The organism is Winogradskyella tangerina (assembly GCF_003260205.1).
Taxonomy (GTDB): domain Bacteria; phylum Bacteroidota; class Bacteroidia; order Flavobacteriales; family Flavobacteriaceae; genus Winogradskyella; species Winogradskyella tangerina.
The window spans coordinates 111,103-131,926 of the sequence record NZ_QERF01000009.1; the positions used below are offsets into that span (position 1 = coordinate 111,103).

The following is a 20,824-nucleotide window of genomic DNA, read 5'->3' on the forward strand; positions in this document are numbered from 1 at the left end:
TTTCTATGATAGCACCTTTTGACGACACCTATTTCATGAAGAAAGCACTTCAGGAAGCTGAGGTGGCATATGAAAAAGGGGAAATTCCGGTAGGAGCTGTCATTGTGATCGAGGATCGAATAATTGCCAGAGCACATAACCTCACGGAGCAACTAAATGATGTCACAGCACACGCCGAAATGCAAGCCATTACGGCTGCGGCTAATTTTCTCGGTGGAAAGTATTTAACCAACTGTACCTTATATGTAACCCTAGAACCTTGCCAAATGTGTGCTGGTGCATTGTATTGGAGTCAGATTGCTAAGATTGTGTATGCGGCTACCGACGAGAAACGTGGTTATAAGGCATTGGGCACACAACTTCATCCAAAAACAAAAGTGGTCGGTGGGATTTTGGCAGATGAGGCCTCAGACTTAATGAAACGTTTCTTTATTGAAAAACGTAATCTAAATTAATCCCGAATTGTATGTATAAATTCTGCTTTTTACTTTTTTTATTAATTCCCTCTAATTGTAATAATAAAACCAACTCATCTCAAAAGAAAATGTCAGAAACAGTTACAATCATTGCCAGCGGTGAATTATATGGTGCAGGTGAAGAAGGTATAGAACAGCAAAATACTATTATTACTAATCAAAAAGATTGGGATAGTTTAGTGGAGAAAATGAGTTTGGTAAATCCGCTTCCTGATGACTTTTCAGATGCTGAAATCGATTTTTCTAAGTATCAAGTTATTGCACTGTTCGATGATCTGAAATCAACCGGAGGTCATTCAATAGCTGCAAAAATTACAGAAGAACCTAATCGTTTTGTAGTTAAAATTGAAAGAAATTCACCTTCAGGAATGGCAACTACCGTAGTGACTCAGCCTTACTTCATTGCGAAAATAAAAAGTAAATCTCCAATTGTTATTCAATAAAAAACGCCCAACCAAAGGTTAGGCGTTGAAAAATTATAAGAATATTGTCTTATAGTACCTGCACATTTGCAGCTACTTTTCCTTTTCTTCCTTCTTCTTCCGTGTACTCTACATTGTCACCTTCGCGTAATTCTACACCATTAAGGTTTGATACATGCACGAAGATATCTCTTCCTGTTTCATCGTTGGTAATGAACCCATAGCCTTTGGAATCATTGAAAAATTTAACTGTTCCAGTCATTATAAATAAATAAAAATTAAAGTGTAAAGGTAGTTAATTAATAACGCGGCAAGGTTAATAAATCGTTTTATTTTAAAAATTTGAGATTTAAGTAGTTAGCTTAATACTTATTTTTCTTTTGGTTTTCGCGCATTTTCTCTAGGTTTTCTTTGGTAAGCATGTAGTCTTTAACGTCTTTTCCTTTCCAACGGTAATAGGAAAAAAGAGGAAAAACTACCAAGAAAAGCCCCAAAACACCGAAACCAACAAGTTTCTTTGAATACTCCAAATCTAAGATCAATCCACAAGCAATGCTCCCGATGGAAGCGATAAAAGCAATTAATGTAATGATATGAATAGGTTTCATTTATTCTAGGTTTCGAGATTTTTTTTTGAATTTAAAATTGAACAAAATTTCAGGAAGTAAAGTTAATCAATTCGCGACGATAAGCGGTTAACAGTTTCGATTTTGAAACAAATCCGAAGTACTTCTTATCCTTAATTACAGGTAAGTTCCAAGCACTAGAATTTTGGAATTTTATCATCACATCTTGCATAGAATCGGTTTCATAATATATGACCTCAGGAGGTTTCTGCATAAAGGTTTCAACCGTGGTTGAGTCGTACAGCGTTGGGTCGAACATTACCGACCTGATATTATCTAACAAAATTATTCCCATGAAATTCCGCTCTTCGTCGATAACAGGGAATAAATTTCTATTCGATTTCGAAACTCCTTTTTTCAGCATGTCCCCGAGGGTCATTTCAGGAGTGAGCGTTACAAAATCTTGTTCAATAACCGAATCGAGTTTCATTAAAGTCAAAACACTTTTATCCTTATTTTGGGTAAGAAGCGCACCTTTTTCTATCAGTTCCTTGGTGTAAATCGTATGATCGAGACCATTTTTATTTATAATGAATGACATTGATGAGGTGATCATTAGCGGAACAAACAACTCATAACCACCCGTAATTTCAGCAATTAAGAAAATTGCGGTCAATGGCGCATGTAGCACTCCGGCAATAAGACCAGCCATGCCAATTAATGTGAAATTAGCTTCAGACACTGAAAAGCCTAATCCGCAATTATTGATCACTTTGGCGACTACATTTCCTAATGCACTTCCCATTACTAACGAAGGAATTATAATTCCGCCAGTACCACCAGCGGCAAATGTGGTGGTCATAGCAATCGCCTTGAAAATGGTAATACCAAATAGCAATCCGATGACGATCCAAATGTTATCTAAATGATCATCAAAAGGGGTGTTTCCTAGCGCTTCAATATCATTGCCGATCATTAAATTATTGATGAAGCCAAAACCTTCCCCGTAGAGTGGTGGGATAAAAAACAGCATCACACCAATTAAAAGGCCGCCGATAATTAAACGTTGCCTTGCTGATTTAAGCCGATTAAAAATTGAGGTAACCCCGAAGTAAATTTTTGAAAAATAAATAGAAGCTACTCCAGTTCCAATACCAAGTAAAATATAAAATAGCGTGTCTTTAATTGCAAACTTATCAGTAACGTTAAAATCGAAAAGAACGCTATCTCCTAAAAAGAAATACGAAGTAATTACTGAAGACACTGAAGCGATCAATAGCGGTAATAAAGAAGCAAAGGTTAGATCTAAACTAAAAACTTCTATGGCAAAAATGATGGCAGCAATTGGTGATTTGAAAATGGAAGCAATAGCTCCAGCTGCAGCACAGGCAATCAATAAGCTTCTGGTTTTTCGATCAATATGCAGAAGTCTACTGAGATTAGAACTCATTGCAGACGCAGACGCAATGGCTGGTCCTAACAAACCAACAGAACCACCAAAACCAACTGTGAGGGGTGCAGTAATCAAAGGCAAATAAATGTTGCGTTTATCAATGATGCCATCGCGCTTTGATAAAGCAAATAATATAGACGGAATGGCGTGTTTGCTCGGGCGTTTTGAAATGTATTTCACAAAGAGATACACTAAAAACAAACCCACAATAGGTAGAATAAAGTAGATGCTATTTTCTGAACGAATAACACCTTTCTCAAATATTGCTTCGATGGCAAAGGTGATGTTTTTTATAAACACCGAAACTAATCCTGCTAGCAATCCAATGATTAAACTCAATAAAAACAAGAAGTTTTTTTCTGAGACATATTTATATCTCCAGATGTGTAAGCGTTTAAAAAATTTGGAATAGCTAGACATAGCTTAAAGCTAATAAAAAATCCTGCGAGATGCAGGATTTAATATTTAGGATTTTAAGTTGAGTTTTAAATTAAGTTCCTGCAGTTGCTCCTCATCAATTGGCGCAGGTGCATCGATCATTACATCGCGTCCCGAATTATTTTTTGGGAAGGCAATAAAATCTCTAATGGTTTCTTGCCCACCAAGAATAGCAACTAATCTATCAAGTCCGAATGCTATTCCACCATGTGGTGGTGCACCATATTCAAAGGCATCCATTAAGAACCCGAATTGAGCTCTGGCTTCTTCATCAGAAAAACCTAAGTGCTTCAACATTACAGCCTGTGTAGGTTTATCGTGAATACGTATTGAACCTCCACCAATCTCGTTACCATTCAGAACTAAATCATAAGCGTTTGCTTTTACGTCACTAGGATTAGAATCTAACATCTCCAATTGTCCTGGCTTTGGTGAGGTAAATGGATGGTGCATCGCATGGTAGCGTTCTGTTTCCTCATCCCACTCTAAAAGTGGAAAGTCCATTACCCAAAGTGGTGCAAACTCGTCTGGTTTACGTAGCCCCAAACGTTCTGCAAGTTCCATTCGTAAGGCACTTAACTGTGCCCTTACTTTATTTGTATCTCCTGAAAGCACACAGATAAGATCACCAGCTTTAGCACCAGTTACTTCGGCCCATTTTGCTAGGTCTTCTTGATCGTAGAATTTATCTACAGATGATTTGAATGTACCGTCTTCATTGCAACGGCAATAGACCATACCTAAGGCACCAACTTGAGGTCGTTTTACCCAATCAATAAGTTTATCGATCTCTTTTCTGGTATAAGAATTTCCGCCAGGAACAGCTATTCCAACGACTAATTCAGCTGAGTTAAATACCTTAAAATCTTTATGTTGTGCAACAGCGTTCAATTCGCCGAATTCCATCCCAAATCTAATATCTGGTTTGTCATTTCCATATAAACGCATGGCGTCATCGTAAAGCATACGAGGAAACTTTTCTACCTCAACACCATTAATTTCTTTAAGTAAATGGCGCGTTAATCCTTCAAAAGTATTTAAGATATCTTCTTGTTCTACAAAGGCCATTTCACAGTCGATCTGAGTAAACTCAGGCTGGCGGTCAGCACGAAGATCTTCGTCTCTAAAACATTTTACTATTTGAAAATATTTATCCATACCACCGACCATAAGCAGTTGCTTGAAGGTTTGTGGAGACTGAGGTAAAGCGTAAAACTGCCCCTCATTCATACGACTAGGAACGACGAAATCACGAGCACCTTCAGGTGTAGATTTAATAAGGTAAGGTGTTTCAACTTCAATGAAACCTTCTCCAGATAAGTAATTTCTAACGGCCTGCGCCACTTTATGCCTAAAGATCAGACTCTCTTTTACAGGGTTACGACGAATATCGAGGTAACGGTATTTCATGCGTAGATCGTCGCCACCATCGGTTTCATCTTCAATAGTAAAAGGCGGCACCAATGAATGATTCAGAATAGTTAATTCTGAAACCAATACTTCAATATCACCTGTTGGAATATTCGGATTTTTTGATGCGCGTTCTTGTACAGTTCCTTTCACCTGAATTACAAACTCACGGCCCAACTTCTGAACCTGAGCCATTAAGTCTTTAGGAGTCTGGTCCTCATCAAAATATAACTGTGTAATTCCGTAGCGATCTCTAAGATCTGCATAAATCATAAATCCCTTATCTCTCACACCTTGAACCCAACCGGCAAGTGTAACTTCTGTATTGTTATGTGCGACTCTCAGCTCGCCACAATTATGACTTCTATACATATTCAAAAATTAAATACTTCGCCTTTTTTCAGCGTCGGCGAACTCGGGTGCAAATTTAATCAACTTAAGGACAATTAAATAAAAAAGCCTCAACAATTGTTGAGGCTTCCTCGCTATTAATCACTTTATAAGAAGAAATTATAAAGTTTGTTATTTATCTAGAGCTATTCTGGCGTTTTGAGGGATATCAAAAGTTTCTTCTTCTACTTCAATAACATCAGATTTGGCCACTCTGGCTTTATACATTCTCATCTTTAATCGTGTAATGAGATAGAAGAGAATTGGCACAACAATTAGCGTGAGGAATGTAGCTATGAATAAACCATAAATTACAGTCCAGGCTAATGGTCCCCAGAAAATTACATTATCTCCACCGAAATAGATATTTGGATTGAATTCGCTAAACAAGGTGTAGAAGTTGATATTGAATCCTGTCGCCAACGGAATTAGTCCTAATATTGTAGTAATTGCCGTTAATAATACTGGTCTTAAACGTGCTTTTCCGCCTTTGATAATCGCTTCCAAAAGATCTTCTCTCGCCAAGTAAGCATCATCTTCAAGATCCTGATCAACCTTTTTTCTATCTATTAATAGTTGGGTATAATCGAGAAGTACAACTCCATTGTTTACAACAATTCCCGCAAGGGAAATAATACCCATCATGGTCATCATAATAACGAAAGCACTACCTGTAGCAACGATACCACCAAATACTCCAATAAGACTTAAGAAAATAGCCAACATGATAATTCCTGGTTTAGACACCGAATTGAATTGGAAAATAAGTATGAAAAAGATCAAACCTAATCCTGTAAAGAAGGCACCCATTAAGAAGGCCATTTGCTTGTTTTGTTCTTCAATTTGTCCGGTGAAATCTATTTTGATGTCAGAAGGCATTTCATTTTCAATGAAATCCTTGGTTTCATTTTGAATCTGAGAAACAATAGCGCCAGCGTCCGTAAATCCAGGAGCAAGAGCAGAGTAAACTGTTGCTACGCGCTCGTTGTCTATGTGTTTAATGGCACTAAAACCTGAAGAATTGTTTTGCTTGGCTACTGCCGACACAGGAATTTCCTTAACCTGCCCGGAAGCCATATCTCTAAAGGTGATCTTCTGGTTAAAGATGGCACTTGTGTTATAGCGATTTGCTTCATTAAACCTAACATAGATATCGTAATCTTCACCATCTTCTTTATATATACCAGCCTTTGCACCAAAGATCGAATTACGCAATTGTTGACCAACCTGACTAGCAGATACACCAAGTTCACCAGCTTTTTTACGATCGACCTGAACCAGCATAGATGGTTTCGATTTATTAACGTCGATCTTTAGTTCATCTATTCCTTGAATATTTTTAGTGTTGATGTAATCACGAAGCTTTTCAGCATTAGCGATCAATTCAGAATAGTTATCACCCTGAAGTTCAATATTAATTGGGTAACCCGCTGGTGGACCAACGGCATCTTTTTCAACAGAAATTGCAACACCTGGATAAATATCCTTTAGGTCTTCCTGTACTTTTTTCAGAAGTTCGTTACTGTCGGCACCTTCTCTAAATTTATATTCGCGCATGGTTGCGGTGATTTTACCACGATGCGGCATTTCGGCCTGCGATCCTCCATCAGTTTGAGGATTACCGGCACCTTCACCAACTTGAGAAACGGCACTTTCTGTTAAGAAATTAAAGTCACCGTTGAGGTAAGCGTCTTCATTAATTATTTTGTAGACGCGTTCTTCTATATCTTTAGTAATGGCATTGGTTTTTTCAATGTCTGTACCTTCAGGATACTCAATGTAAACAATGATTTGGTTTGGTGTATTGTCTGGGAAGAATTCAACTTTAGTTCGTTGACTTCCAACTGAGGCACCAAAGCCCATGAATGCGATGATCAACAAAACAAATGTTCCAATAGCAATTCCCATGGGTTTTCTTCCACTGAGAGCTGCACGCAGAACTTTCTCATAGAATCGCTCCCAACGCGGTAATATTTTATTTTGAAATCCATTAGCCCAACCTCTAAGGAATAAACGATAAACCCACAACAGGATGGCTGTAAATACCATCAGTGTTCCGAATATTCTATATTCACCTCCAAAGAAGATGATTAGAAGTCCAATAACGGCTGCAATAGAAGTGGTTCTAATAATTTGGCTTAAAGGCATTTCTTTGTCTTCGGTGGTCATAAAACGAGAGACCAAAACCGAATTAAAGAATATCGCAACGAACAGCGACGATCCTAGTACCACGGAAAGCGTGACGGGGAAATAGATCATAAATTGACCCATTACTCCTGGCCATAACCCAAGTGGAATAAATGCAGCTACAGTAGTTGCGGTTGAAATAATAATAGGAAATGCAATTTCACCAATTCCTTTTTTCGCGGCTTCGATTCTAGGCATGCCTTCGTCCATTAAACGGTAGACATTTTCAACAACCACAATACCATTATCTACAAGCATTCCAAGTCCCATAATTAATCCGAAAAGGATCATGGTATTCATGGTATAGCCCAATAGATTTAAGATCATCAGAGACATAAACATGGACATCGGAATCGCAAAACCTACGAACAATGCGTTTTTAAATCCAAGGAAGAACATTAAAACAGTTACTACCAGAATAATACCGAAGATGATATTGTTCACTAAGTCATCTACCTGACCAATGGTCTTTGAAGACTGGTCGTTTGAAATGGTCACCGTTAAGTCTTGAGGATACACATTTTCGATAGCTTCGTCTACCATGACCTTGATCTTATCCGCAGCGGCCACCATGTTTTTACCAGCACGTTTTTTAACGTCGAGCATTACCACTGGTGCGCCAAACTCGCGAGCATAAGTGGTTTTATCTTCGTCTTTAAAGGTCACCGTAGCGATGTCCTTGAGGTAAATTGGATTGCTTTTTTCGGACTTTACCACGAAGTTTTCAAGCTCTTCCGGTGTTTCAATTTCACCGAGAATTCTTATAGTTCTGCGTTGACCACTTGTTATTAAATTACCCGCAGACATCGTCATGTTTTCACGACTTATGGTATTAATAACATCATCAAAACTCACCTGAGCTGCCATCATTTTGTAAATGTCAACAGCAACTTCAACTTCACGTTCTTGAGCACCTCTAATATCTACTTGCTTAATTTCAGAAAGCCCTTCAATTTCATCTTCGAGATATTCGCCATATTCTTTCAGTTTATCAACCGGATAATCACCAGAGATATTGATATTCAGAATTGGCATTTCTTCAGACATACTGAGGTCGAAGATATTTGGCTGCACCTTGGCACCATTAAATGTTGGCCAATCTTCACTCGAAGTTTCTACATCAACTTCGTCTTTTATTTTTTGTTTAGCAGCTTCAACTGAAATATTCTCATCGAATTCTACCATAATGCTCGAATAATCCTCAAGCGAAGTAGAGGTGATTTCAATCACATTACTTACCGTTTTCAAACGATCTTCTATGGGATCGGTGATAAGCTTTTCAATGTCTTCAGCTGTATTACCAGGGTAGATTGAGCTGATATATATTTTCGTTTCCTTGATCTCAGGGAAATTTTCTCTCGGCATACTCATATAGGCCGAAAATCCTAAGAAAAGAATAAGCCCAATAAGCACGTACATTGTTGTAGCGTTTCCGATGGCCCAGGACGAAGGCTTGAATTCCTTATTTACCTTTTTTTGTTTTTGTTCTTTCTTGGTCATGATATTTTTAAGTTTATGTGTTTGGAGTTTAATAGTTTAGCCCCAAACATTCAACCCTAATTTTTTATTTGTGATTTACGCAATGCGTCAAGCATAGCGGTTATTTCTTGTATATTTTCTCGAATTTCATCGTAATTCTCATTTGATAAAAACTTTTTCAAACGAGAATTCCTTCATACTTTAAAATTTCGAATATGAGTTAGACATGTGTTTTATAACTAAACTCATAAACCTTTTAAGCTTCAAACTAATATTGAAGGATCTTTACCTCTTGTCCATCCTTAACACTTCGGGCACCTTCATTTACGATCTCACTACCATTTTCTAATCCTGAAAGCACTTCGATATAATCGCCCTGAGTTTTTCCAGTATCAATAAAGACACGCCTTGCTGTCCCTTTATTGTCATCTCTATCAGTGACGGTGTACACATATTGTTTACCCTCTGCATTTTCTGAAATGATACTCTGTGGTATTAGGATAGCATTCTCATTAGTGTAATCGTTGATCTTTAACTTAGCCGTTAGATTAGGCTTTATTTTATTATCAGAATTTGGGACAGCAACTTCAATTTTGAAGGTTCTATTCGCCGGATTGATAAAATTACCAGCCTGTCTAACCTTAGCATCGAGCTCTGATCCTAAAACAGGAAATTCAACCTTAACATCCTTGCCATTAGTAATACTTGTAATGTAACTTTCTGGCACATCTGTTTCGATATACATATTTGATAGATTTACAATTCGGAATAACTGTGATTGTCCTGGAGATACCACACTACCTTGCTCTGTAATAACATCGTCTATGGTACCCGAAAATGGTGCTCTAACTGCCGTTTTTCCGATTTGTTCTTTCAGTTGCTTAACAGCTTTTGATTGAGCCTCATAGCTAGACTTCGCCTGAAGAAATTGAATTTCACTTCCAATTTTTTGATCCCATAAACGCTTCTGGCGTTCAAAAGTTGTTTTAGCGAGATCAGCCTGAATTTGCAATTGAGCTACTTGTTGACTTAAACCTCCATCATCGATCTTAGCCAAGATTTGACCCTTGCTCACTTTCTGACCTTCTTTTACATATACTGTAGTAAGTACACCTGCATACTCTGGATAAATAACCAAATTTTGCTTAGTGTCTACACTTCCTTGAAGTTCCACAAAATGATGAAAAGGTTCTTGTTTGGTTGTAAAGGTTGTGATCAACGGAATTTTTTCCTGAGGATCTAGTTCCTTTATTTTATCCTGAAGCTGTTTTATCTGTGCGGTAAGCTCTTGCTGCTGTGCATCAAGTTCAGCTTTTTTTGTCCTTAATTGTGCCAGATTCTCAGAAGCAATGAGGTCTTCAACAGATTGTTGTTTATCTCCTGAACAAGAAGCCAGTATTAAGGAGATGAAAGTTAGTCTAATTATATGTTTCATTTTTTAATTGATTTTAGAAATTGGATATATTGTTGGTAATTGTTTCTAATTCTGCTTTAGAATTAATAACATTCAACATGGTTTGCAATAGTTCTTGTTGTGCTGTATAAAGTTGGGTTTGTGCCTGTCTTAATTCAAAACTAGAGGCGATACCTTCAAAGAATTTTGTTTGATTTTTTTGTTCTATGCGCTCCGCTAATGAGAGATTCTGCTTTTTGTTGTAATAATCTTCAGTAGCAAACTTATAGTTAGATTTTGCTGTTTGGATTTCGAGCTTTAAACGCTGTTCAGTTTCCGTAAGGTCGTCCTTAGATTTTTCTAAATTAATGCGAGCGCGCTGTGTCGCCGCACTTCTTCCGCCAGAACTAAATATTGGAAGGTTAAGGTTAAACCCAAATGAAGAAAACCCTGCCCAACGCTGTTCCCTGTCGAAAAATGTAAACTCATTAGAAAAGCCTAAATAACCACCATCGAGATACGCGCTTAATGAAGGCAATGCTTTCGATTTTTCTAACTTCAGAAGTAACTCCTTCGATTTTTTGTCATTTTCGGCAATTTTATAATCGATGGTCGTGGTAACATCATTTTCAAGATTTAAGGCTTCCAGAGAAATATTTTTTTCCGTGAGGTCTTCGAGATTCTCGGTAAGTGTAACGCCGGCGTCATAGTCAATCCCTAATGTTATATTGAACATCTGATACGCAATTCCTCTCAGACGCTTAGCGTTGTTCAGACTACTTTGGAGATTAGAAAGTGTAATCTGTAACTGCTCGACACTCTCTTCTTCTTCAAGACCGTTTTCATAAATTTTTGTGGTTTCGTCTAAATTTTTCTGAAGTACTGCGATGTTCTTTTCAAAAATGAGAACACTTTCTTCGGAAAGTAAAACATTACCATAGGCATTGATGACCCCTTTTCTAACTTCAAGATCTGTTTTGTCTTTAGCATTTTTTGAAATTTCTAAAAACACTTTAGCCGATTGAAGTCCAACTATGTAAGAACCATCAAAGATCAATTGATTTAGTGTAGCACTTGCACTTACATTTTGTTTTGTTCCGAAGATAAGTTCCGTAAATCCTTCTAGGGGTTCAGGGGAGCCATTTGCTGTTAAACCAAAAAACTCTTCAACAGTATCAATGGTAGATTGACGTCCGTCGAAAGCGGCATTCGGAACAATTGAAACTTGCTGCTTTAAAAAGTTTTGGTAGTTAATGCCGGCATTGAGTTGCGGTAAACCAGTAGCTGTGGTTTCCCATTTTTGCTGTTTGGCTGCTTCGATATCTCGATTGGCATTTTTTGCTTGTCGGTTATTTTCAAGTGCATAATCAATAGCCTCTTGTAACGTGAAGCTATTGGGAATATCTTGGGTAAATCCAAGACTGAAGCACATTAGAAATAGTATGATATGAAATTGTTTCATTCGTTATTATGATTGATTTTTAGTAATAAATTGATTTAATATTTTGAATCCTTTTTCAGTAACGATGGCTCTTAGGTGATACTCGAGATAGCTTTCCATTAAGTATTCCATTTGGTATTGTTCTGGTGGAAAAAACATATTGTCTTTAATTCCGGTCATCCCTGTAAAATACATTCGTGAAATAAAATCGACATCTATAGAATCTCTAAAAACACCTGTGTCCACACCTTGTTGCAAACTATCCTGAACGGAACTGTGCATTTTTTCAAACTGTTTGAACTTTAACTGCGCATGGATCTGTGGGTAGTACTTTTTTAATTGAAATTGAGGTGATGTTTTTTCATTTTTAAGGTGCTGCATCACATACATTTTGATAGAATACAATTCCTCAATCGGATTTGGTGCACTGTCACAAATGTCATCGATACCATCGCAAATGGTATCGAATAAATGAAATGTTACAGCCTCAACTAATTTGGTTTTATTATTAAAATGAACGTAGATGGTTTTTTTAGAAATTCCCATTTCATTGGCAATATCATCCATTGTAACACTCTTAAAACCAAGGTTTAAAAAAAGTTCTGACGCTTTGCGTATAATTTTTTCTCTCATAAATCAGGGCACAAATTTAGACAAGGAAACTTTAAAAACAATAAAAGTTTCCAAAGTTTTAATAATTATTTAACATTGGTAACACTAGCGTTAAATACCTGATTAGCCTTATTTTTGCTGCATGCAAAACATTGAATCCTATCAAAAGTCTTTTATATCCTATCTCGAAGACTATGCTGTAGAAAAAGAACCTACAAACCTCTATGCGCCAATTAATTACATTTTGAAACTTGGTGGAAAGCGCTTGCGACCTGTTTTAACCTTGATGTCTTGCGAGATTTTTGGAGGTACGACCAATTTGGCTATGAATGCAGCACTTTCTGTTGAGGTATTTCATAATTTCTCATTAGTCCATGATGATATTATGGATGATGCACCACTTCGTCGAGGAAAGAAAACCGTGCATGAAAAGTGGGACCTAAATACAGGAATTCTTTCTGGCGATGCCATGCTAATTTTGGCTTATCAGCTTTTCGATGATTATAAATCAGATATGTTTCAGGCCTTAGTCACTTTGTTCAGTAAAATGGCACTTGAAGTTTGCGAAGGTCAGCAATATGATATTGATTTTGAAACCAGAAATGATGTTACCATTCCTGAGTATCTTAAAATGATAGAGTATAAAACGGCAGTGTTAATTGGTTCTGCAATGAAAATGGGTGCCATTGTTGCTAAAGCATCTGAAGCCGATCAGAATGAAATTTATGATTTTGGTCGTTACCTCGGAATTGCCTTCCAATTACAAGATGATTATCTCGATGCCTTTGGGAATCCTGAAACCTTCGGCAAGCAGGTTGGTGGTGATATCCTAGAGAACAAAAAAACCTATTTATATCTCAAAACGATGGAATTAGGCTCAGAAGATCAAACCTCTGACTTATTGAATTTAATGGCGAATAATTCTATTTCGGGTGACGATAAAATTGAAAAGGTGAAAAGCTTATTTAATTATTCAGGCGCTTCTCAGGCCACACAAAATGCTGTCGAAGACTACACGAATAGAGCATTCAGCGTTCTCGAAAATTTAAATATTTCCGACGAAAACAAACAGCAATTACGTGCTTTTGGAGCCTATTTAATGAATAGACGCGTTTAATGTCTCTGCCCGAAAATTTTGAAGTACTAATTTCTGAGGCTGAAGCTTCAAATCTCTATGGAAATTTAATTATTCAATTGAATAAAGATTTGCTATATGCTAATATTGACCTCGAGTTTGACAAAGAGACCTTGCCTTCAAGTTTGAAACTTGTTTTACATGAAACCGTCTATTATCTCCTTCAGAATAAATTTACCGATTACTTGAATCTTTTATATCAGGTCGATATTTCCGAATCAAAAGTTAGAAATTTAAGCGGAGAAGATTTGGTAAAACTTTCCGAAGAGGTCACATTTTTAATACTTCAGCGCGAATGGCAAAAGGTTTGGTATAAAGCCAAATTTTCTTAAAACCAAAATCTTACAAAAGGCATCCAAGCCTCATTCTGAATGCTTGTATCTGCGTCGTATAAAATATCGTATCGTATGCCAAAAGTCATATTTCCACTGCGATAGCCAAGGCCTAAAAACAAAGCAGGATACCAATATTTGTCATCGAGATTAGTTACAAATTGCTCGTCAAAATTGCGATTGACATAGAGCTGTTCAAATTCAGTTGAAATTTGCACCTCAGGTATTGGATTAAACAATCCGATAAGGCTTCCACCGACGACAGTAGATTTAAAAACATCGCGTTGCGAACTATATAAAAAATTAAGTCCAACGCCAGTAGCAACATAAGGGCTTACATTATAAATTGCTGTGGGTGATACGGCACCACTAAAAAAACCATCACCAAAGTTCAAACCAATGCCACCACCAAATTGAACACTATTCCAGAAATTATTATTATCCAATGAATTTTGGGCGGAAAAAGGAAGGCTTAAGCTTACAAACAAAATGGCTATTAAGAGGGCTTTTTTTGAGGGTATTACTTTGAATTTTATCATGATAAAAATGGGTTCTTTTCTATTTGTTATAAATATAATAAAACAGCCGTTATTATTGTTAAATGTTGTATTTTTGAAGAAATTTTGTTGAAACGACAATGTCTCGTAAAAATAATGGATAAATATTCCTTTCTCAACGCAGCACATACGGCATATTTTGCTGATTTATACGACCAATACCTACAAAATCCTGATGCTATAGAACCGAGTTGGCGTGCCTTTTTTCAAGGGTACGATTTTGGTTCTGAAAGCTACGGAATGGACGGCGAAATTGTAGAGGGTGTTTCCACTCAAATCCCTGAACAACTTCAGAAAGAATTTCAGGTTGTAAAACTTATCGATGGGTATCGAAACCGAGGACACTTATTTACAAAAACCAATCCGGTTAGAGCCAGAAGACAATACGCTCCTACATTAGAGATCGAAAATTTTGGACTTACAAAAAATGATCTCAACACAGTTTTCTCGGCAGGAGAAATTATTGGTGTTGGTGCCAATACACTGCAAGTGATTATCGATCATCTAGAGCGCATTTATTGCGACTCTATTGGTGTTGAATATATGTATATCAGAGAACCTGAGGAAATCAAGTGGATTCAGGATCAGCTCAATGTGAATGACAACCATCCACAGTTTACGGTTGATGAAAAAAAATACATTCTTAAAAAATTAAATGAAGCCGTGGCTTTCGAGTCATTTCTTCATACAAAATATGTTGGTCAGAAACGCTTTTCACTAGAAGGTAACGAGTCCTTAATTCCGGCAGTAGACGCCATTATTGAACGTGCAGCAGATGAAGGTGTAAAAGAATTCGTAATGGGAATGGCACATCGTGGCCGTTTAAGTACCTTGACCAATATTTTTGGGAAATCAGCCAAAGATATCTTTAGTGAATTTGACGGAAAAGATTACGAAGAAAAAGTTTTTGATGGTGATGTAAAATACCACCTTGGTTGGACGAGTAATCGCGAGACTTACAACAATAAAAAGATTAACCTCAATATTGCTCCAAACCCGTCGCACTTAGAAACTGTTGGTGCGGTAGTACAAGGAATTGCGCGGGCTAAGCAAGACAAGGACGGCATTACAGATGCTTCACTAGTGTTGCCAATTGTGGTTCATGGTGATGCTGCCATTGCTGGCCAGGGTTTGGTATACGAAGTGGTGCAAATGGCTAAGTTAGATGGTTACAAGACTAACGGGACTATACATATTGTGGTAAACAATCAGATTGGTTTTACCACCAATTATTTAGATGGTCGTTCAAGTACTTACTGTACCGATGTCGCTAAAGTTACCCTATCACCAGTACTTCATGTTAATGCCGATGATGCCGAAGCAGTGGTGCATGCGGCGCTTTTTGCCCTTAACTTTAGAATGAAGTTTAATCGCGATGTATTTATCGATTTATTGGGCTATAGAAAGTATGGTCATAATGAAGGCGATGAACCAAAATTTACACAACCATTATTATACAAAGCCATTGCGAAGCATAAAAACCCTAGAGACATTTATGCACAGCGCTTAATTGACGAAGGTACAATTGATGAAGGTTACGTAAAACACATTGAAGCGAAATACAAGGAGAAACTCGAAGAAAAATTAGAAGATTCACGCAAGGAAGATAAAACGGAGATCACTCCGTTTATGCAAGAAGAATGGAAGGGGTTGAGACGTGTAACTGAGGTTGAAATGATGAAGCCTGTTGATACTACAGTTTCTAAAGATGTTTTAGAAAATGTAACTAAGGTGATTTCGAATTTACCAGATAACAAGAAATTCTTCCGTAAGATTCAAAGGCTCGTGGAGTCGCGTCAAGCTATGTTCGATGAAAATCGACTCGACTGGGCCATGGCCGAGCATTTGGCCTATGGATCATTACTGTTGGAAGGCTTTAATGTTAGACTATCGGGTCAGGATGTAGAACGCGGTACCTTCTCACATCGCCATGCTGTAGTTAAGGTTGAAGATAGTGAAGAAGAGATCGTTTTATTAAATCGTATTGCAGATCAGCAAGGGCAGTTCAGTGTATATAATTCACTTCTGTCAGAATATGGTGTTGTAGGATTTGATTATGGTTATGCCATGGCAAGTCCAAATACACTAACCATTTGGGAAGCACAGTTTGGTGATTTCAGTAATGGTGCGCAAATTATGATAGATCAGTACATTTCTTCAGGTGAAGATAAATGGAAAATGTCTAACGGATTAGTAATGTTACTACCACACGGTTACGAAGGTCAAGGTGCTGAGCATTCTTCGGGTCGTATGGAACGTTACCTCCAACTTTGTGCAAAGGATAACATGTTTGTTGCCGACTGTACTACGCCAGCAAATATGTTTCATTTGTTGCGAAGACAAATGAAGGCTGAATACAGAAAACCTCTGATCGTATTTACCCCAAAAAGTCTTTTACGTCATCCAAAAGTAATCTCATCTGTTGATGAGTTTGCAAACGGAAGTTTCCAGATGCTCATAGATGATGCAACTGCGGATGCGAAAAAGGTGAAGACTTTAGTGTTTGTAACGGGTAAATTCTATTATGATCTTTTAGAAGAACAGGAAAAACTTGAAAGAGATGATGTTGCACTTGTAAGAGTAGAGCAGTTATTCCCATTACCTGCGGAAGCCATAAGAGCTATTTTGAGTAAATACAAAAATGCAGACGATATCGTTTGGGCTCAAGAAGAACCGCGAAATATGGGTGCTTACGGTCATATGCTTATGCATCTCGAAGAAGCCAGACAGTGGCGTGCCGCGAGCAGACGACCTTATGGTGCGCCAGCAGCAGGAAGTTCTGTGCGTTCTAAAATAAGACATCAAGAAGTTATCGATTACGTATTTGATAAAAGCAAGAATAACCAACAACGTTATAAAAAATAAATCAACTCCATAAAAGTTAAATAAAATTAGGTATGATTTTAGAAATGAAAGTGCCCTCGCCAGGCGAGTCTATTACAGAAGTAGAAATAGCAGAATGGTTAGTTTCAGATGGTGATTATGTTGAAAAAGATCAGGCTATCGCAGAGGTAGACAGTGACAAAGCAACTTTAGAGTTACCAGCTGAAGCAAGTGGTACAATTACCCTTAAAGCAGAAGAAGGTGATGCTGTAGCTGTAGGTGAAGTAGTGTGTTTAATTGACACCAGTGCTGAAGCTCCAGAAGGTAGTGAAGCCCCTGCAAAGGAAGAACCAAAAGAAGAGGCACCTAAAAAAGAAGAAGCAAAAGCTGAACCAGCATCAGCAAAAACATATGCAACAGGTACTCCTAGTCCGGCTGCAAAGAAAATTTTAGACGAAAAGGGCATTGATGCAAGTGCAGTTTCTGGTACGGGAAGAGATGGCAGAATAACTAAGGACGATGCTGTTAATGCTGTTCCTTCAATGGGAACACCAACTGGCGGAAACCGAGGAACTTCTCGAAGCAAGATGTCGATGCTTCGTCGTAAAGTTGCAGAGCGTTTAGTTGAAGCTAAAAATACAACCGCCATGTTAACCACATTTAATGAGGTTGATATGTCGCCAATTTTTGATCTTCGAAAGCAATACAAAGAAGATTTTAAAGCCAAGCACGGTGTAAGTTTAGGATTTATGAGTTTCTTCACATTAGCTGTGGTGCGTGCTTTGAAACTTTTCCCAGCGGTAAATTCTATGATTGATGGTAAAGAGATGATTACCTATGATTTCGTAGATATTAGTATTGCGGTATCTGGTCCTAAGGGATTAATGGTACCTGTGATTAGAAATGCAGAAAATCTAACGTTCAGAGGTGTTGAAGCTGAGGTGAAGCGATTAGCATTAAGAGCAAGAGATGGCCAGATCACTGTTGATGAAATGACGGGCGGTACATTTACCATCTCTAATGGTGGTGTATTTGGAAGTATGTTATCTACACCAATTATTAATCCACCACAAAGTGGAATTCTAGGGATGCACAATATTGTTGAACGACCAGTTGCAATAAATGGTAAGGTTGAAATTAGACCGGTAATGTTTGTGGCATTATCTTATGATCATAGAATTATTGATGGTAAAGAATCAGTTGGTTTCTTAGTAGCCGTGAAAGAGGCACTCGAAAACCCAATTGAGTTATTAATGGACAATAATCCTAAGAAGGCTTTAGAAATGTAAGGCTTCAAATACAGGAAATTAAAAAAGCGCAATCTGGAGAGGATTTGCGCTTTTTTTTTACTCTAAACTAACAGAGTTACTAACTAAAATTAACTAAAAAAATTAACAGCCACGTTGGCTGAGATTACTACAATAGAACTTACGATCAATAGAACTATAAAAATTTTATCTCGTTTTGCTGTATTGTTTTCCATCGTTTGCATAAATAATATGTTATTATAAAAAGCTCTGAGTTGAGGTCGACTCAGAGCTTTAGAGAATCTAATCTGAGGCGTTGATTAATAGCTATGTAAAATTCCGAAATAAAGTGATGCCATACTATACGTAGAACTACGTATTTTTTGAGGGTATTAAAAATTAAGAGCCCCGAACTACGTTCGAGGCTCCAATAATCCCCTAAGAACTAATTAATAGCTCGTTATTAACCCTTAATTAATAACAATGTAAATGTCATAAATAAAATAATGCCACACTATACGTAGAACTACGTATTTTTAGAGATATTTCAGATTTTCTTTGGCGAATAAATACAAACTAGCTGATTTTGAGTCTAATGCAAGTTTACGTCGAATGTTATTTTTATGTTTTTCGACGGTTCTAACGGAAATAAACAGCTCATTTGCAATTTCGGTAGCCGTTTTGTTGGTGGCAATCAACTTAAAAATTTTAGTTTCAGCCTGTGTTAAGGTATCTAATCCTTCAGGTGCCTCATCAACTTCAATATAAGCTAATAACTCTGGACTGAAATACGGCTTATTTTTAACTACTGATGAAATGCAATTTTCAATTTCATCTAGAGCAAATTCTTTCAAAACATAACCATATATACCTAAGGTCTTGGCCTCGTTGTAGATCTTTTCGTCCTTTTCAAAAGTTATAAGAACAATTTTGGTGGGAATATCACTAGCCTTACAATTTTCAGCGATCTGCAAACCTGTATAAAAAGGCATTTTAATATCTAAAATTGCAATATCTGGTGAATGTGCTTTAATCAAAGCTAAGGCTTCTTTACCATTTTTGGCACTCGCCAGAACGTTATAATCGTTCTCTGATAAAAACTCTTGTAAGCCTTTGAGCACCAACGGGTGATCGTCGGCAATAATGATGGTTGGATTCATTAAGCTATTAATTCGTCGAGGGATTTAAAGATACTAAGAAATTTCTGGTAATTTTAAATAAAGGTATTTTTTATCATAATCGATAATGGCTTTACCTTTTTTAAGAATATCTGCACCAATAATCCCATCGACCGGATCTGCATTGTGATTAATGAGACCGTTATTAACATGTGATAAGTTGAATAATACTAAAGCAACACGTTTTTTCTTCCAGGAGCCTATTTTCAAATCATTCGAATTAGAAATCTGTGTTTCCATATTTGAGGTTCCGGCACCAACGACTTTGATTTCAGAATCCTTTACCTTAAGATTAAATCGATTAATGGCTTCAAAACCTACACAACTACTAGATGCTCCGGTATCGAGAATGAACCGACCTTTAACCCCATTTATTGAGGCCTTAATTTCAAAATGATTGGTATTGGTGAGTTTAAGTTTTACTTTGGAATAGCCTTTTTCTAACAAAAAATCTTTTAACGTATCCATTTTAAATATTTGTGTAAATATAATATTCTAAGGATTATTTTTGCAAAATGATTATAACAGATACACATACACATTTATATAGTGAAGCTTTTGATGAAGATCGACACGAAATGATTCGTCGTGCATTAGACAGTAATGTAAGTCGATTTTTTATTCCGGCGATAGACTCTACCTACACAGAATCGATGCTTCAGCTCGAAAGTGATTTTCCTGATAATATATTTCTCATGATGGGTTTACATCCAACACATGTTAAGGCTAACTATAAAGAAGAACTTGCTCATGTTGAAGAAATGTTGCAACAGCGACACTTTTATGCCGTTGGTGAAATTGGGATTGATCTCTATTGGGATAAAAGTACGTTGGATATTCAAATTGAAGCTTTCAAGTATCAAATACAGTTAGCGAAACAGCACAAACTCCCAATTGTTATTCATTGTAGAGAGGCCTTCGAAGAAATTTTTGATGTGTTAGAGGAAGAAAAATCAGAGGATCTATTCGGAATTTTTCATTGTTTTACTGGCACCAAGGATGATGCCCACAGAGCAATATCCTATAATATGAAGTTGGGTATTGGTGGCGTAGTGACATTTAAAAATGGTAAAATAGATCAATTCATAAATCAAATAGACCTGAAGCATATTGTTTTAGAAACCGACTCACCTTATCTGGCACCAAAACCATATCGAGGAAAGCGCAACGAAAGCTCCTATATTAATAAGGTATTAGAAAAATTATCCGAACTTTACGGCATAAGTGCAGAAGAGATCGCGGAGATCACTACCAAAAATTCAAAACAAGTATTCGGTATATAAGC

At 37.1% G+C, this 20,824-nt stretch carries 18 protein-coding genes; 7 read left to right on the plus strand and 11 right to left on the minus strand.

The annotated features are described in order from the left end of the window. Positions 1 to 5 precede the first annotated feature (5 nt). Both DDY94_RS13420 and DDY94_RS13425 read left to right on the plus strand, forming a co-directional pair. Positions 6 to 455 (plus strand): nucleoside deaminase, encoded by a 450-nt coding sequence (locus tag DDY94_RS13420; RefSeq protein WP_111684833.1) that lies wholly within the window; start codon positions 6 to 8, stop codon positions 453 to 455. Positions 456 to 544: 89 nt separating this feature from the next. Beyond that, entirely contained in the window at positions 545 to 919 is a 375-nt protein-coding gene (locus DDY94_RS13425) for a protease complex subunit PrcB family protein (protein ID WP_111684835.1), read from the plus strand. 49 nt (positions 920 to 968) lie between these two features. Here the strand turns inward: DDY94_RS13425 and DDY94_RS13430 are convergent, their stop codons facing one another. From DDY94_RS13430 to DDY94_RS13465, 8 genes are all read right to left on the minus strand, one after another. Further along, a complete protein-coding gene (locus DDY94_RS13430; RefSeq protein WP_111684837.1) occupies positions 969 to 1,160 on the minus strand; it encodes a cold-shock protein in 192 nt (63 codons plus the stop codon). Positions 1,161 to 1,260: 100 nt separating this feature from the next. After that, on the minus strand, positions 1,261 to 1,506 hold the full coding sequence (locus DDY94_RS13435) for a hypothetical protein (protein ID WP_111684839.1): 246 nt from the start codon (positions 1,504 to 1,506) through the stop codon (positions 1,261 to 1,263). Positions 1,507 to 1,555: 49 nt separating this feature from the next. Next, complete coding sequence (locus tag DDY94_RS13440) at positions 1,556 to 3,337, minus strand: chloride channel protein (RefSeq protein ID WP_111684841.1); 1,782 nt, start codon at positions 3,335 to 3,337, stop codon at positions 1,556 to 1,558. A gap of 45 nt (positions 3,338 to 3,382) precedes the next feature. Beyond that, on the minus strand, positions 3,383 to 5,137 hold the full coding sequence (gene aspS / locus DDY94_RS13445) for an aspartate--tRNA ligase (RefSeq protein WP_111684843.1): 1,755 nt from the start codon (positions 5,135 to 5,137) through the stop codon (positions 3,383 to 3,385). A 150-nt stretch (positions 5,138 to 5,287) separates the two neighbouring features. Beyond that, complete coding sequence (locus DDY94_RS13450) at positions 5,288 to 8,842, minus strand: efflux RND transporter permease subunit (RefSeq protein ID WP_111684845.1); 3,555 nt, start codon at positions 8,840 to 8,842, stop codon at positions 5,288 to 5,290. A gap of 247 nt (positions 8,843 to 9,089) precedes the next feature. Further along, a complete protein-coding gene (locus DDY94_RS13455; protein ID WP_111684847.1) occupies positions 9,090 to 10,256 on the minus strand; it encodes an efflux RND transporter periplasmic adaptor subunit in 1,167 nt (388 codons plus the stop codon). Positions 10,257 to 10,269: 13 nt separating this feature from the next. Further along, a complete protein-coding gene (locus tag DDY94_RS13460; RefSeq protein ID WP_232817874.1) occupies positions 10,270 to 11,676 on the minus strand; it encodes a TolC family protein in 1,407 nt (468 codons plus the stop codon). 6 nt (positions 11,677 to 11,682) lie between these two features. Beyond that, positions 11,683 to 12,288 carry a TetR/AcrR family transcriptional regulator gene (locus DDY94_RS13465; RefSeq protein ID WP_111684850.1) on the minus strand — a complete coding sequence of 202 codons (606 nt, stop codon included), beginning with the start codon at positions 12,286 to 12,288 and terminating at the stop codon, positions 11,683 to 11,685. Between the two features lie 121 nt (positions 12,289 to 12,409). Here DDY94_RS13465 and DDY94_RS13470 point away from each other — a divergent pair, with 121 nt between their 5' ends. Further along, on the plus strand, positions 12,410 to 13,384 hold the full coding sequence (locus DDY94_RS13470) for a polyprenyl synthetase family protein (protein ID WP_111684852.1): 975 nt from the start codon (positions 12,410 to 12,412) through the stop codon (positions 13,382 to 13,384). Beyond that, positions 13,384 to 13,734: a hypothetical protein gene (locus DDY94_RS13475; protein ID WP_111684854.1), complete on the plus strand. Its 351-nt coding sequence runs from the start codon at positions 13,384 to 13,386 to the stop codon at positions 13,732 to 13,734. The genes DDY94_RS13470 and DDY94_RS13475 overlap by 1 nt, the downstream gene beginning before the upstream one ends. On the opposite strand, the gene DDY94_RS13480 is transcribed toward DDY94_RS13475, so the two are convergent. Further along, positions 13,731 to 14,273 (minus strand): alpha-ketoglutarate decarboxylase, encoded by a 543-nt coding sequence (locus DDY94_RS13480; RefSeq protein ID WP_111684856.1) that lies wholly within the window; start codon positions 14,271 to 14,273, stop codon positions 13,731 to 13,733. The two genes, DDY94_RS13475 and DDY94_RS13480, sit on opposite strands and share 4 nt — an antisense overlap. A 114-nt stretch (positions 14,274 to 14,387) precedes the next feature. On the opposite strand from DDY94_RS13480, the gene DDY94_RS13485 reads away from it, so the two are divergent. Next, complete coding sequence (locus tag DDY94_RS13485) at positions 14,388 to 17,156, plus strand: 2-oxoglutarate dehydrogenase E1 component (protein ID WP_111684858.1); 2,769 nt, start codon at positions 14,388 to 14,390, stop codon at positions 17,154 to 17,156. A gap of 32 nt (positions 17,157 to 17,188) precedes the next feature. Beyond that, on the plus strand, positions 17,189 to 18,403 hold the full coding sequence (gene odhB, locus DDY94_RS13490; RefSeq protein ID WP_111684860.1) for a 2-oxoglutarate dehydrogenase complex dihydrolipoyllysine-residue succinyltransferase: 1,215 nt from the start codon (positions 17,189 to 17,191) through the stop codon (positions 18,401 to 18,403). Between the two features lie 494 nt (positions 18,404 to 18,897). Here odhB and DDY94_RS13495 read toward each other — a convergent pair whose 3' ends face one another. Next, on the minus strand, positions 18,898 to 19,521 hold the full coding sequence (locus DDY94_RS13495; protein WP_111684862.1) for a response regulator transcription factor: 624 nt from the start codon (positions 19,519 to 19,521) through the stop codon (positions 18,898 to 18,900). A 33-nt stretch (positions 19,522 to 19,554) separates the two neighbouring features. Then, entirely contained in the window at positions 19,555 to 20,007 is a 453-nt protein-coding gene (locus DDY94_RS13500; protein ID WP_111684864.1) for a retropepsin-like aspartic protease family protein, read from the minus strand. 47 nt (positions 20,008 to 20,054) lie between these two features. On the opposite strand from DDY94_RS13500, the gene DDY94_RS13505 reads away from it, so the two are divergent. Then, positions 20,055 to 20,822 (plus strand): TatD family hydrolase, encoded by a 768-nt coding sequence (locus DDY94_RS13505; protein ID WP_111684866.1) that lies wholly within the window; start codon positions 20,055 to 20,057, stop codon positions 20,820 to 20,822. The last annotated feature ends 2 nt before the right edge of the window (positions 20,823 to 20,824 follow it).